Origin of the sequence: Leisingera caerulea DSM 24564, from assembly GCF_000473325.1 — a bacterium.
Lineage (GTDB): Bacteria > Pseudomonadota > Alphaproteobacteria > Rhodobacterales > Rhodobacteraceae > Leisingera > Leisingera caerulea.
The window spans coordinates 2,436,250-2,448,782 of the sequence record NZ_KI421513.1 but is presented as its reverse complement, the minus strand read 5'-3'; the positions used below and the strand labels follow the sequence as shown (position 1 = coordinate 2,448,782).

Genomic DNA, 12,533 nt, shown 5'->3' with positions numbered 1-12,533 from the left:
GGAGCCGAAAAGCACCGCCGCGCAGAAATACGACACAGGTTTGGCGCAAAACGGCTGGCAATGCCGCCCCAGCCTGTCATGGTCGCACCGTTATGCGCCTGATCATCTCATTTGCCGCCCTGTTCCTTTCCGTCATCCTGCTGCAGCTGTCGACCGGAGGCGTCGGCCCGCTCGATGCCATCTCGGGCCTGACGATGAACTTCACCAAAGAGCAGATCGGCCTCCTGGGCTCTGGCCATTTCTTCGGCTTCTTTATCGGCTGCTGGTGGGCGCCGCGGCTGATGGGCAGCGTCGGCCATTCCCGCGCCTTTGCAGTCTGCACCGCGCTTGGCGCCATGGGCCTGCTGGGCCACACGCTGACCGATAACCCCTATGCCTGGGCCGCGATGCGGATGGCCTCCGGGCTGTGTGTGGCGGGCAGCTACACGGTAATTGAGGCCTGGCTCAACGCCAAGGTCACCAACGAAACCCGCGGCCGCGCCATGGGCACCTACCGGCTGGCCGACCTGAGCGCCTCGCTGGCAGCGCAGCTGATCATCGCAGTGCTGCCGCCCGCGGCCTATATCTCCTATAACCTGCTGGCGCTGCTGTGCTGCGCGGCCCTGCTGCCGCTGACCCTGACCAGAGCCAGCCAGCCGGAAACCCCTGACGCCCCGCGCCTGCGCCCCAAACTGGCCTGGCGCTGCTCGCCGCTGGCAGTCGCCGGTGTGATTGTCGCTGCGCTCAGCTCCGCTTCCTTCCGGATGGTCGGCCCGGTTTACGGCCAGGAGGTCGGCCTGGAGATCGGCCAGATCGCGTTCTTCCTCGCTTCTTTTGTGCTGGGCGGCGCGCTGGCGCAATATCCGATGGGCTGGCTGGCCGACAAATACGACCGCCGCTGGGTGCTGATCTGGCTGTCGGGCGCCGCCATTCTCAGCTGCGGCGTCACCATGGCGGCCAGCGGCACCGGCATTTGGGGCGTCATGCTGACGGCGGGTTTCTTCGGCTTCACAACCTTCCCGATATTCTCGGTCTCTGCCGCCCACGCCAACGACTTCGCCACCTCTGCCGAGCGGGTCGAGCTGTCGGCGGCACTGATGTTCTGGTATGCGCTTGGCGCCATCGCCTCGCCCTATGTCTCCTCGGCCCTGATCGACACCTTCGGGCCGCCGGCGCTGTTTGCCTATGTTGCCGCCGGGCATTTGCTGCTGATCGTGTTCGGCCTCAGCCGGATGCGGGCCCGCCCGGCACCGGAAGAGCGCACCAGCTATGTCTATGCGCCGCGCACCTCCTTTACCATCGGCCGCCTGCTGAAGCGGGCCCGCGAGCGGCGGTAGCGCCTGCGCCCCAATTTTTCACCGAAACCAGCAGCCGGGGTTTCCGCCGCGCGCGCCATGCGCTAGACGGGCCTTTGACGCATTACCTGGATGGATGGCATGGCACGCATTCTGATCACTTCGGCGATCCCTTACATCAACGGGATCAAGCATCTGGGCAACCTGGTGGGCTCGCAGCTGCCTGCCGATCTGTATGCCCGGTTCCAGCGCGGACGCGGCAATGAGGTGATGTTCCTCTGCGCCACCGACGAGCATGGCACCCCGGCGGAACTGGCCGCCGCCAAGGCGGACAAGCCGGTCGCGGAATACTGCGCCGAAATGCACGCCATCCAGTCGGAGATCGCCAAGGGCTTTGCCCTGTCGTTCGACCACTTCGGCCGTTCCTCCAGCCCGCAGAACCACGCGCTGACCCAGCATTTCGCAGGCAAGCTGGCCGAGGCCGGCCTGATCCGCGAAGTCACCGAAAAACAGGTCTATTCCCACGCCGACGGCCGCTTTCTGCCGGACCGCTATATCGAGGGCACCTGCCCCAACTGCGGCTATGAACGCGCCCGCGGCGACCAGTGCGAGGAATGCACCAAGCAGCTGGACCCCACCGACCTGATCAATCCGCGCTCCGCCGTGTCCGGCTCCACCGACCTGGAAGTGCGCGAGACCAAGCACCTGTACCTGTGCCAGTCGCAGCTGAAGGATCAGCTGGACGCCTGGATCGACTCCAAGAAGGACTGGCCGGTTCTGACCACCTCGATTGCCAAGAAGTGGCTGCATGACGGCGATGGCCTGCAGGACCGCGGCATCACCCGCGATCTGGACTGGGGCGTGCCGGTCAAGAAAGGTGATGAAGACTGGCCCGGCATGGAGGGCAAGGTCTTTTATGTCTGGTTCGACGCGCCGATCGAATACATCGCCTGCGCCGCCGAATGGGCCGAGGCCAACGGCAAAGCGGATGCCGACTGGCAGCGCTGGTGGCGCACCGACAAGGGCGCCGAGGACGTAAAATACGTCCAGTTCATGGGCAAGGACAACGTCCCCTTCCACACCCTGTCGTTCCCGGCCACTATCCTTGGCTCCGGCGAGCCGTGGAAAATGGTCGACCACCTGAAATCGTTCAACTACCTGAACTATGACGGCGGCCAGTTCTCCACCTCGCAGGGCCGTGGCGTGTTCATGGATCAGGCGCTGGAGATCCTGCCGGCTGATTACTGGCGCTGGTGGCTTCTGAGCCACGCGCCGGAAAGCTCTGACTCCGAATTCACCTGGGAGAACTTCCAGCAGTCGGTGAACAAGGACCTTGCGGACGTGCTCGGAAACTTCGTCAGCCGCATCACCAAATTCTGCCGCTCCAAGTTCGGTGAAGAAGTGCCCGCAGGCGGCGAATACGGCCCGCAGGAGCAGGCGCTGATCGACGAGCTGACCACCCGCATCCGCGCCTATGAAGGCCACATGGAGGCGATGGAGGTCCGCAAATCCGCGCAGGAGCTGCGGGCGATCTGGGTGGCCGGCAACGAATACCTGCAGTCCGCCGCGCCCTGGTCGGTGTTCAAGGAAGACCCCGAACGCGCCGCTGCGCAGGTGCGCCTGGGCCTGAACCTGATCCGCCTTTACGCGGTGCTGTCGGCACCCTTCATCCCGCACGCCACCGACACGCTGATGGCGGCGCTGAACTCGGACGACCGCAACTGGCCCGAGGACGTGGCGGCAGCGCTCTCCGCCCTGCCCGCAGGCCACGGCTTCACCGTGCCGGAAGTACTGTTCGCCAAGATCACTGACGAGCAGCGCGAAGAGTGGCAGACGCGCTTTTCCGGCACCCGCAGCTGAGGCTGCCAGCACAGACTTTATAAAGGGCCGCCCGCCGGGCGGCCTTTTCTGTTGGGTGTATCCCGTTGCGCCATCACAAAAATTAAATCTTACTAAAAAACTCGGATTGACATACCTGAGCAATTAATTCAGGAATACAGGCATTCCAGCCAGCCTGACTCGGTTCAGGCGAGCCCGAGTGACCTGTCATCAACCGAGATCGCCCCCATGCCGAACGGAGACAGCCGCCCCCGCGGCCCTCAAGTCAAGGAGCTGGAACAGGAAGACATGCGCCAATTGTGGCCGCAGGTCTTTGCGTCGTCCGGCGCTCTGTCCGGCTTTTGTCTGGAATGGCTTCTGGACAGGGCGGAATTCAGCAATGGGCGAAAGTCATGAACCAGATTGCCTCCAAGCCGGTGCCAACCACCGCAACCACCGAAGTCTTCCCCACCTACCATGCCGAGGACCTGACCCGCGGCGGCGTGCAGGCCCGCATCCTGCTGAACGGACAGATCTACTCGCTGCGCATCACTCGCGCGGGCAAGCTGATCCTGACCAAGTGAGCGGACGGCCATGAGCCCTGAGCAATCAACGCCCCGTGGCGGTGTGACCGTCGGCACCCTGTCCGATCTGCCGCCGCTGGAAGCCGGTGCGGTGATCTACTTGCGCCACTGGTTTTCCAGCAGCGAAACCCGCGAACAGATGCGCCGCGACTTCCAGGTGAACTTTGGCCCGGAAATGGCCGAATCCGCGTTCGAAGCCTTTGGCTATCTGTGCAACTTCTGCGCCGCCCACGGCCGCCGCCCGCTGGTACGCCACGGCATGACCTGCAAATGCCTGGGCGCGGATGAGAATTGCTTTGCCAACCTGCTGGCCTCCGCCGCCGAGGGCCAGCAGGACGACGCGCATATCCTTGCCTCGCTGATCGTCACCCCGCGCAAGGCGCAGGAGCTGACGCGGCTCGCCTCCGATTGCGGCCTGCTGATGCAGCAAATCATGAGTGCTCAGCTGCCGCCGCAGCCGGCCCGCCCTGCCAGCGCCACCCTTCATTGAATTCACAGAACCCAAGGACGCTTATCATGAAATCCCTGTTTTTCGCAGGCACAGCCCTGGCGGGCCTGACCTTTGGCGCCTCAGCCGCCCTGGCCGCTGACAAGACCGCGGTGCTGACCAACTATGCCAATATCGCCGAAGCTAAATACCAGGACAGCCTGGCCACTGCGCAGGTGCTGAAGGCCGCTGTGGACGCGCTGGTCGCGCACCCCTCTGCCCAGACCCTCGCAGCCGCCCGCACCGCCTGGATCGCCGCGCGCGTGCCCTATCAGCAGTCCGAAGTCTTCCGTTTCGGCAACGCCATCGTCGACGACTGGGAAGGCAAGGTGAACGCCTGGCCGCTGGACGAGGGCCTGATCGACTATGTCGACGCGTCTTATGGCGGTCCGAGCGACGAAAACACATTGGCGGCGCTGAACGTAATCGCCAACCCCAGCTTTGAGCTGTCGGGCAAGGCGGTCGACGCGGCCAAGATCACCCCGGACCTGCTGGAAGGCGCCCTGCATGAGGCCGACGGGATCGAGGCCAATGTCGCCACCGGCTACCACGCCATTGAATTCCTGCTCTGGGGCCAGGATTTGAACGGCACCGAACATGGCGCGGGCGACCGCCCCTGGACCGACTACGCCCAGGGCGAGGCCTGCACCAACGGCAACTGCGGCCGCCGCGGCGACTACCTGCAGGCGGCGACGGATCTGCTGATATCCGACCTGGAGTGGATGGCCGCGCAATGGGGCACCGAGGGCGACGCCCGCACCGCCCTGCTGGCCGACGAAAACGCGGGCATCACCGCGATGCTGACCGGCATGGGCTCCCTGTCCTATGGCGAACAAGCCGGAGAGCGGATGCGCCTCGGCCTGATGCTGAACGACCCGGAGGAGGAGCACGACTGCTTCTCCGACAACACCCACAACAGCCACTACTACGACGGGCTGGGGGTGCAGAACGTCTATCTGGGCGAATACGTCCGGGTGAACGGCGAATTGGTCTCCGGGCCTTCCCTGTCGGATCTGGTCGCTTCCAAGGACGCGGATCTGGACACTGAGATGCGCGCCAAGCTGGCGGACACCATGCTGGCGCTTGGCCGCATCAAGACTGCGGCGGAGGCGGGCCTGTCCTATGACCAGATGCTGGCCCAGAGCAACGCCGCCGGCGAGGCGCTGGTGATGGGCGGCGTCAACGGGCTGATCGACCAGACCCGCTCTATCGAACGGGTTGTCACGACCCTGGATCTGGACGGCGTCGCCATCGAAGGCTCCGACAGTCTCGATAATCCCTCGGCAGTGTTCCAGTAAGAAAACCAAACTACCGGGCAGTGGCGGGCCGCAGTTTCTGCGGCCCGTATTTATTATCGAGAGGCAAATCCCAAGCGTTTCACTCTGGTTAAGACTTGAAGCCCAAGCAAATCTGTCGGATATATTGCCCAACGGAATCACTTGGCCATTTGCGCCACCGGGCAAGGACGCAAGCAGCATGATCGTTTGCCACTGCACGAACATATCGGACCACGACATCCGCGCCGCCATCGACTGGATGCGAAGCGCCGATCCCGAAACGATAATCACCCCCGGCAAGATCTATCACGCCTTGGGAAAATCCGCCGATTGCGGCGGCTGCATGCCGCTTTTCCTCGACACGATGCGTTCCAGCAGTAAGCTGGAAGTACCTGCGCAGCTTACGAATTTACGCGCAGCATCAATTCGGGAGAAAAGTAATGAAGGGCGACGCCAAGGTCATCGACTATCTCAATAAAGCGCTGCGCCACGAGCTGACGGCGGTCAGCCAGTACTGGCTGCACTACCGGCTGCAGGACGATTGGGGCCTGGGCAGCATGGCCAAGAAAAGCCGCGAGGAATCCATCGAGGAGATGGAGCACGCGGATAAATTGATTGAAAGGATTTTGTTCCTCGGCGGCCACCCGAACCTGCAGAAACTTGACCCGCTGCGGATCGGCCAGACGCCGAAAGAAACCCTCGAATGCGACCTTGCCGCCGAAGTGGACGCCCGCGCGCTCTACAAGGAAGCCCGCGACGCCTGCAACAAAGCGGGCGACTACGTCACCCAAAAGCTGTTTGAAGACCTGATGGCGGATGAAGAAGGTCACATCGATTTCCTCGAAACGCAGCTTGAGCTGCACGACCGGATCGGTGCCGAAAACTATGCCCAGCTCAACGCTACCAAGATGGAAGAGGTTGAAGACTAACCTGACGCTGGCTGCCGCTTTTGCGGCGGCCACGCCCCTTGCGGCGATGGACCTGGCCAGCCAGTACCAGGCAGAGCCGCATCTCTCCCCCCTTCCCCGCACTGACGCCGAACGGTCCCGGATCGGGGCCGTCACGTCTCCCGCCACGGATTTCACCGCGCCTGAACCGTTTGAGGATCTGCCCGCAGGCGCCGCCACCGTGCGCGCCCGGCCGGACGACGAGGCGTTTTCCCAGCATTCGGCGAACCTGAGCTTTGAACAGGAGCTGGAATTCAAGCTCGGCAACGGGCTGTTCAAGAAGATCTGGGTATTCTCGCCCGCCTCCACCAAAGCCTCCGACGGTCTCGGCCCGCTGTATAACGCCCGCTCCTGCCAGCGCTGCCACCTGAAGGACGGCCGCGGCCATGTGCCGGAGCAGCCGGAGTATGCTTCAACCAGCATGTTCCTGCGCGTCTCTGTCCCTGGCCCGGTGCCGCCGGAACTGCAAGAGATCGGGGATTATTTCGGCACCGCGCCGGACCCGAATTATGGCACCCAGCTGCAGGACTTCTCCGCCCCCGGCATTACCCCGGAATACACGCTGCAGGTGGCTTATGAGGAATTCGAGGTTGCCCTGAACGGCGATGAGACCGCCACCCTGCGCCGCCCCAGCTACACCGCCGCCAACCTTGGTTACGGCCCGCTGGACAGGGGTGCCATGCTCTCCCCCCGCGTTGCGCCGCCGATGATCGGCCTGGGCCTCTTGGAGGCGATCCCAGCCGCCGACATCTTCGCCCATGCGGATGAGGAGGACGCTGACGGCGATGGCATATCGGGGCGCGCCAATCTGGTCTGGTCGCAAGAGTTCAACCGCATCATGCTGGGCCGCTTCGGGCTCAAGGCCGGGATGGCCACGGTGCATGAGCAATCCGCCAGCGCCTTTTCCGGCGATATCGGCATTTCCACCCCCCTGTTCCCGGCACATGCGGGCGAATGCACCGGCCGGCAGGCCGCCTGCCAAACCGCCCCGCACGGCGGCGGTGATTCCCGTGAAACCGAAATCGACCAGCCGAACATGGATCTGGTCGCCTTCTACAGCCGCAACCTCGGCGTACCAGCCCGCCGCGGCACCAGCGACCCCCAGGTCCTGCGCGGCAAGCAGGTGTTCTACAAGGCGGGCTGCCCCGCCTGCCATGTGCCGAAATACGTGACCCACCGGCTGCAGGACCGTCCGGAACAAAGCTTCCAGCTCATCTGGCCCTACACCGACCTCTTGCTGCACGACATGGGCGAAGCGCTTGCCGACAACCGCCCCGAGGGACGCGCCACGGGCCGCGAATGGCGCACCGCGCCGCTGTGGGGCATCGGCCTGACCCAGCAGGTCTCGCCCCGCGCCACCTTCCTGCACGACGGCCGCGCCCGCACCTTGCTGGAGGCCGTCCTGTGGCACGGCGGCGAGGCGGAAGCAGCGAAAACCCGCGTGGTGGAACTGCCACCCGAAGACCGTGCCGCCCTTATCACATTTCTGGAGAGCCTCTGATGCGCGCCTTGGCCCTGACCCTTGCCCTGGCCGCGGCCCCCGCCGCGGCGTCGGAACTTTCCAGCACCATCACCGATCAACTGATCCTCCCGGCATTTGAAGAACTGGCAGCAGATGCAGCAGCGCTTGCGGATGCGGCAGAGAAAGACTGCGGCCCGCAATCTGAAAGCCTGCGCGCAGCCTACGGTGAAGCCTTCGACGCCTGGATCGCCGCCAGCCATTACCGCTTTGGCCCCACCGAAACGGACAGCCGCGCCTTTGCGCTTGCGTTCTGGCCCGACAGCCGCGGCAAAACACCCAAGGCGCTGGCCAGCCTGATCCGCAGCAAGGACGTCGGCATCAAGGACCCCGCCGGTTTTGCCAGCTACTCCATCGCCGCCCGCGGGTTTTATGCGCTGGAATACCTGCTGTATGATCCGCAGCTTTCCACCGCCGGCAGCGCGGATTACCGCTGCGCCCTGACCCGCGCGATCAGCACCGACATTGCCGCGACGACACAGGCCGTCAGCACCGATTGGCAGCAGGGTTTCGCCGCAGAAATGCGCAAGCCCGCAAAGCGTTACCGTACTGAAGAGGAAATCACCCAGGAGCTGCTGAAGGCACTTACCACCGGGCTTCAGGTGCTGGACGACATGCGCCTGGGCCGCCCGCTGGGCACCTATCAAAAGCCCCGCCCGAACCGCGCCGAGGCCCGCCGCTCCGGACGCAGCTTGCGCCATGTACTGGTATCGCTGAACGAGCTGGAGCCGCTGGCCCTGTCGCTCGCAATGGGGCACGGGGACTTGCAGGAAAAGATCACTGCCCGCTTTGACAGGGCCCGCACCAAGGCTGAAACCCTCGGGGACCCCGACTTCTCGGGCGTCTCTGATCCCGCAACCCGCTTCCGCATTGAATCGCTGCGGCAGGAGATCAAGGATCTGCGCGTGCTGATGGGCGAAGAACTCGGCCCTGCCCTGGGCGTCGCGGCCGGCTTCAATGCGCTGGACGGCGACTAAGCGAAAGGATGGATCAGTGACCTCGCGCCGCGGATTTCTGGCTGGCCTGATGGCCGCATCCCTCGCCCCGCAGGCCAGCTGGGCCAGCGCAGGCAGCCCCGCCTTTTTGTCCGCAGGCAGGGATGCCGGCGGCGCCTTTCTGCTGGCCGGCCTCACAGAGACTGGCGAGATCCTGTTCCGCCACCCCTTGCCCGGCCGCGGCCATGCTGCCGCCGCGCACCCCAGGCGCCCCGAAGCCGTCGCCTTTGCCCGCCGACCAGGCCGCTTTGCCGATGTGATCGACTGCCGCAGCGGCGCCGCCATCGCCCGGCTGGAGCCGCCTGCGGGGCATCATTTCTACGGCCACGGCATCTTCTCTCCGGACGGCAGCCGCCTGTTCACCACTGAGAACGACTATGAGACTGCGCGCGGTGTCATCGGTGTCTGGGATGCCGCGGACGGCTACCGCCGCATCGGCGCCTTCAGTTCGGGCGGCATCGGCCCGCACGACATGGCGCTGCGACGCGGCGCGCCGGGGCTGGTTGTCGCCAATGGCGGGATTGAGACCCATCCAGACAGCGGCCGCGCCAAGCTGAACCTGCCCAGCATGCGCCCGAACCTCAGCTACCTCAGCTTTGAGGGCGGCATACAAGAGCAGATGGAACTGCCCCGCGAGTTGCACCTGAACTCGATCCGCCATTTGGCAATGCGCGCCGATGGCACTGTTGGATTTGCCATGCAGTGGCAGGGTGATCCGGGTGAGCAGGTTCCCACCACGGGGCTGCACCGGCCCGGCAATGCGCCGCGCCTGATGGCGGAGAACGACGCACGGGTATTGAACATGAATGGCTATGGCGGCTCTGTTGCCTTTTCGGACGATGGCACCCGGATCGGCGTCACCTCCCCCCGCGGCGGGGTATTGCAAGTGATGGACACCGTCAGCGGCGCGCTGCTGCGCGAATACAGGATGCGCGATGTCTGCGGGCTGGCGCCTTCTGCGGGCGGCTTTACGGCCAGCACCGGCAGCGGCCAGGTCTTTGCAATTTCAGACGCCGGCCAGCACCGGCTACACCGTGCGGACCTGGCGTGGGACAATCACCTGATCCCCCTGCACTGACACTTTGCCAGGCTGCAAACGAAAAGGCGCGCCCCAGCGGTGCGCCTTTTCGTTTTGCGGCCTTGCGAAACAAAACCGAAAAAGAATGATGACTCTCCGCGCGCATCACGCTAAGAAACCGCTGCGAAAGGAAAGCAAATGGATGCGATTGGCCGTCAGAACGAGATCATCTCCCTCCTGAACCGGCAGGACCGGGTCGAGGTCGAGGATCTCTCCCGCCGCTTTGGCGTGTCCTTGCAAACGGTGCGCGCCGACCTGCGCGACCTGTCGGCGCGCGGCGCCCTGTCCCGCGTGCACGGCGGCGCTGTCCGGGTCAGCTCCGCCGCCAGCCAGGACTATGAGGACCGGCGCAAGCTGAATGCCGGCAACAAGCTGGCAATGGCGGCCCTGGCGGCAGAGCTGATCCCCGACAATTGCTCGCTCTCGCTCAACATTGGCACCTCGACTGAACAGGTTGCCCGTGCGCTGTCCGGCCACAGAGGCCTTACAGTTATTTCCAATAATATAAACATTATCAATATGATGATGGGCGGCCAGGCCAAGGATCTGATCCTGGCCGGCGGCACCGTGCGGCAGAGTGACGGCGCCATCGTGGGCGAGGATGCGGTGGACTTCTTCTGCCGCTATAAGGTTGATTTTGCCATCATCGGCGCCTCGGCCCTGGACGCCGACGGCGCGGTGATGGACCACGACGCGCGCGAAGTTTCGGTTGCCCGCGCGATCCTGAAAAACGCCCGCCAAAAGGTGCTGGTCTGCGACGGCAGCAAGTTCGAACGCTCCGCGCCGGTGCGGATCTGCAATGCGGCTGATCTGGACGTGGTGATCACCGACCGGCCGGTGCCAACAGAATTTGCTGAGGCCGCACAGGCCGCAGGCACCCGAATCCTCACCGCAGGACAAAACGAAAGCAGCGAAAATGACTGACACGCCCGTAACGGATCTTTTCATCATCGGCGGCGGCATCAACGGCTGCGGCATCGCCCGTGACGCCGCCGGCCGCGGCCTGTCGGTGACGCTGGCAGAGATGAATGACCTTGCCTCCGCCACGTCCTCCGCCTCGACCAAGCTGTTCCACGGCGGCCTGCGCTACCTGGAATACTTCGAGTTCCGCCTGGTGCGCGAAGCGCTGGTCGAGCGCGAGGTGCTGCTGAAGGCGATGCCGCATATCTCCTGGCCGATGCGCTTTGTGCTGCCGTTCCACAAGGACATGCGGTTCGACAGCGAAACGCCGACCTCAAAGCTGCTGACGACCTTCATGCCGTGGATGAAGGGCCGCCGCCCGGCCTGGCTGATCCGTCTGGGACTGTTTCTGTACGACAGCCTGGGCAAACGCGGAATCCTGCCCGGGACCGCCAAACTGGACCTGACAAGCGACCCGGCGGGCCGCCCGCTGAAAAGCAAATTCAAAACGGCGTTCGAATACTCCGACTGCTGGATCGAGGACGCCCGCCTGGTGGTGCTGAACGCGCGTGACGCAAAGGCCCGCAGCGCAGAAATCCTGACCCGGACTGAGGTTCTGTCGGCCGAGCGCCATGCAGATCACTGGCTGATCCGCACCAAGGACCACGCCACCGGCGCCGAACAGGAACACCGCGCCAGAATGCTGGTCAATGCAGGCGGTCCGTGGGTGGCCGATGTGCTGCATCAGAAGCTGGGCCAGAACAGCCGCGAGAACATCCGCCTCGTGCGCGGCAGCCATATCGTGGTGCCAAAGCTGTTCGACCACGGCCGCTGCTATTTCTTCCAAGGGACAGACGGGCGGATCATCTTTGCCATCCCCTATGAGCAGGATTTCACCCTGATCGGCACCACCGACGCCGACCACCCGGATCCGGACACCGCACCGGTCTGCACAGAAGCCGAACAGGACTATCTGGCGGCCTTCGCATCGGAGTATTTCGAGAAGCCGGTGACGCGCGAGGACATCGTCTGGACCTACTCCGGCGTGCGCCCGCTCTATGACGACGGTGCCAGCTCCGCCACCGCGGCCACCCGCGAATACGTGCTGACGCTGGATCAGGCGCAAGCGCCGCTGCTCAATGTCTTTGGCGGCAAGATCACCACCTACCGCAAGCTGGCCGAGGCGGCGCTGGCCAAAATCGGCGAGGTGTTCCCCCAGCTGCCCGCCGACTGGACCGCAGGCGTGGCGCTGCCCGGCGGCGATTTCCCGGTGGAGGATGTGGCAAAGCTGACATCGAAACTGGCCGCGGACTACCCGTTTCTCACTCCTTACTGGGCAGGCCGGATGATCCGCGCCTATGGCACCGAGACCTGGGAGGTGCTGGGCGACGCCAACACTGCCGGCGATCTGGGCCAGGACTTTGGCGCCACCATCACCGCGCGGGAGCTTGACTGGGCGATTGCCAGCGAATGGGTGCGCGCAGGCGACGATTACCTGTGGCGGCGCACCAAACTGGGCCTGCGATTGGATGAAGCCCAGCGGGCGGCGGTGGATGCCTACATCCAAGGCAAGGCTGCACAGCTCGCCGCATAAAGAATGTTTTGCCCGGCGGCACCGCCGGGCAGCGCCCGACCCTCCCCACGGGAGGGCACT

General features: G+C 64.5%; 12 protein-coding genes. All 12 read left to right on the top strand.

From position 1 onward, the window contains the following. Nucleotides 1-92: 92 nt before the first annotated feature. The 12 genes from CAER_RS0119030 (at nt 93) to glpD (ending at nt 12,473) form a co-directional block, all read left to right on the top strand. A complete protein-coding gene (locus tag CAER_RS0119030) occupies nt 93-1,316 on the top strand; it encodes an MFS transporter (RefSeq protein WP_027236856.1) in 1,224 nt (407 codons plus the stop codon). Nucleotides 1,317-1,415: 99 nt separating this feature from the next. Next, entirely contained in the window at nt 1,416-3,134 is a 1,719-nt protein-coding gene (gene metG, locus CAER_RS0119025) for a methionine--tRNA ligase (RefSeq protein WP_027236855.1), read from the top strand. 371 nt (nt 3,135-3,505) lie between these two features. Continuing rightward, nucleotides 3,506-3,676, top strand: a complete 171-nt coding sequence (hemP, locus tag CAER_RS29330) for a hemin uptake protein HemP (RefSeq protein ID WP_008554566.1) — start codon at nt 3,506-3,508, stop codon at nt 3,674-3,676. Between the two features lie 10 nt (nt 3,677-3,686). Then, nucleotides 3,687-4,166: a hypothetical protein gene (locus CAER_RS0119010; RefSeq protein WP_027236854.1), complete on the top strand. Its 480-nt coding sequence runs from the start codon at nt 3,687-3,689 to the stop codon at nt 4,164-4,166. Between the two features lie 26 nt (nt 4,167-4,192). Further along, entirely contained in the window at nt 4,193-5,461 is a 1,269-nt protein-coding gene (locus CAER_RS0119005) for an imelysin family protein (protein WP_027236853.1), read from the top strand. Between the two features lie 178 nt (nt 5,462-5,639). Beyond that, a complete protein-coding gene (locus CAER_RS29325) occupies nt 5,640-5,918 on the top strand; it encodes a (2Fe-2S)-binding protein (RefSeq protein ID WP_084299595.1) in 279 nt (92 codons plus the stop codon). Then, a complete protein-coding gene (gene bfr / locus CAER_RS0119000; RefSeq protein WP_027236852.1) occupies nt 5,881-6,369 on the top strand; it encodes a bacterioferritin in 489 nt (162 codons plus the stop codon). Before CAER_RS29325 ends, bfr begins: the two co-directional genes overlap by 38 nt. After that, nucleotides 6,359-7,888, top strand: a complete 1,530-nt coding sequence (locus CAER_RS0118995; protein WP_027236851.1) for a di-heme oxidoreductase family protein — start codon at nt 6,359-6,361, stop codon at nt 7,886-7,888. The genes bfr and CAER_RS0118995 overlap by 11 nt, the downstream gene beginning before the upstream one ends. Continuing rightward, nucleotides 7,888-8,883, top strand: coding sequence for an imelysin family protein (locus tag CAER_RS0118990; protein WP_027236850.1), 996 nt, complete (start codon nt 7,888-7,890; stop codon nt 8,881-8,883). Before CAER_RS0118995 ends, CAER_RS0118990 begins: the two co-directional genes overlap by 1 nt. Nucleotides 8,884-8,899: 16 nt before the next feature. Beyond that, a complete protein-coding gene (locus CAER_RS0118985) occupies nt 8,900-9,979 on the top strand; it encodes a DUF1513 domain-containing protein (protein ID WP_027236849.1) in 1,080 nt (359 codons plus the stop codon). A 138-nt stretch (nt 9,980-10,117) separates the two neighbouring features. After that, nucleotides 10,118-10,903 (top strand): DeoR/GlpR family DNA-binding transcription regulator, encoded by a 786-nt coding sequence (locus CAER_RS0118980; protein ID WP_027236848.1) that lies wholly within the window; start codon nt 10,118-10,120, stop codon nt 10,901-10,903. Further along, entirely contained in the window at nt 10,896-12,473 is a 1,578-nt protein-coding gene (gene glpD / locus CAER_RS0118975; RefSeq protein WP_027236847.1) for a glycerol-3-phosphate dehydrogenase, read from the top strand. The genes CAER_RS0118980 and glpD overlap by 8 nt, the downstream gene beginning before the upstream one ends. Nucleotides 12,474-12,533 lie beyond the last annotated feature (60 nt).

Coding starts and splice junctions, on each gene's coding strand:
- CAER_RS0119030 (WP_027236856.1), top strand. CDS start 93: ATGCGCCTGATCATCTCATTTGCCGCCCTGTTCCTTTCCGTCATCCTG.
- metG (WP_027236855.1), top strand. CDS start 1,416: ATGGCACGCATTCTGATCACTTCGGCGATCCCTTACATCAACGGGATC.
- hemP (WP_008554566.1), top strand. CDS start 3,506: ATGAACCAGATTGCCTCCAAGCCGGTGCCAACCACCGCAACCACCGAA.
- CAER_RS0119010 (WP_027236854.1), top strand. CDS start 3,687: ATGAGCCCTGAGCAATCAACGCCCCGTGGCGGTGTGACCGTCGGCACC.
- CAER_RS0119005 (WP_027236853.1), top strand. CDS start 4,193: ATGAAATCCCTGTTTTTCGCAGGCACAGCCCTGGCGGGCCTGACCTTT.
- CAER_RS29325 (WP_084299595.1), top strand. CDS start 5,640: ATGATCGTTTGCCACTGCACGAACATATCGGACCACGACATCCGCGCC.
- bfr (WP_027236852.1), top strand. CDS start 5,881: ATGAAGGGCGACGCCAAGGTCATCGACTATCTCAATAAAGCGCTGCGC.
- CAER_RS0118990 (WP_027236850.1), top strand. CDS start 7,888: ATGCGCGCCTTGGCCCTGACCCTTGCCCTGGCCGCGGCCCCCGCCGCG.
- CAER_RS0118980 (WP_027236848.1), top strand. CDS start 10,118: ATGGATGCGATTGGCCGTCAGAACGAGATCATCTCCCTCCTGAACCGG.
- glpD (WP_027236847.1), top strand. CDS start 10,896: ATGACTGACACGCCCGTAACGGATCTTTTCATCATCGGCGGCGGCATC.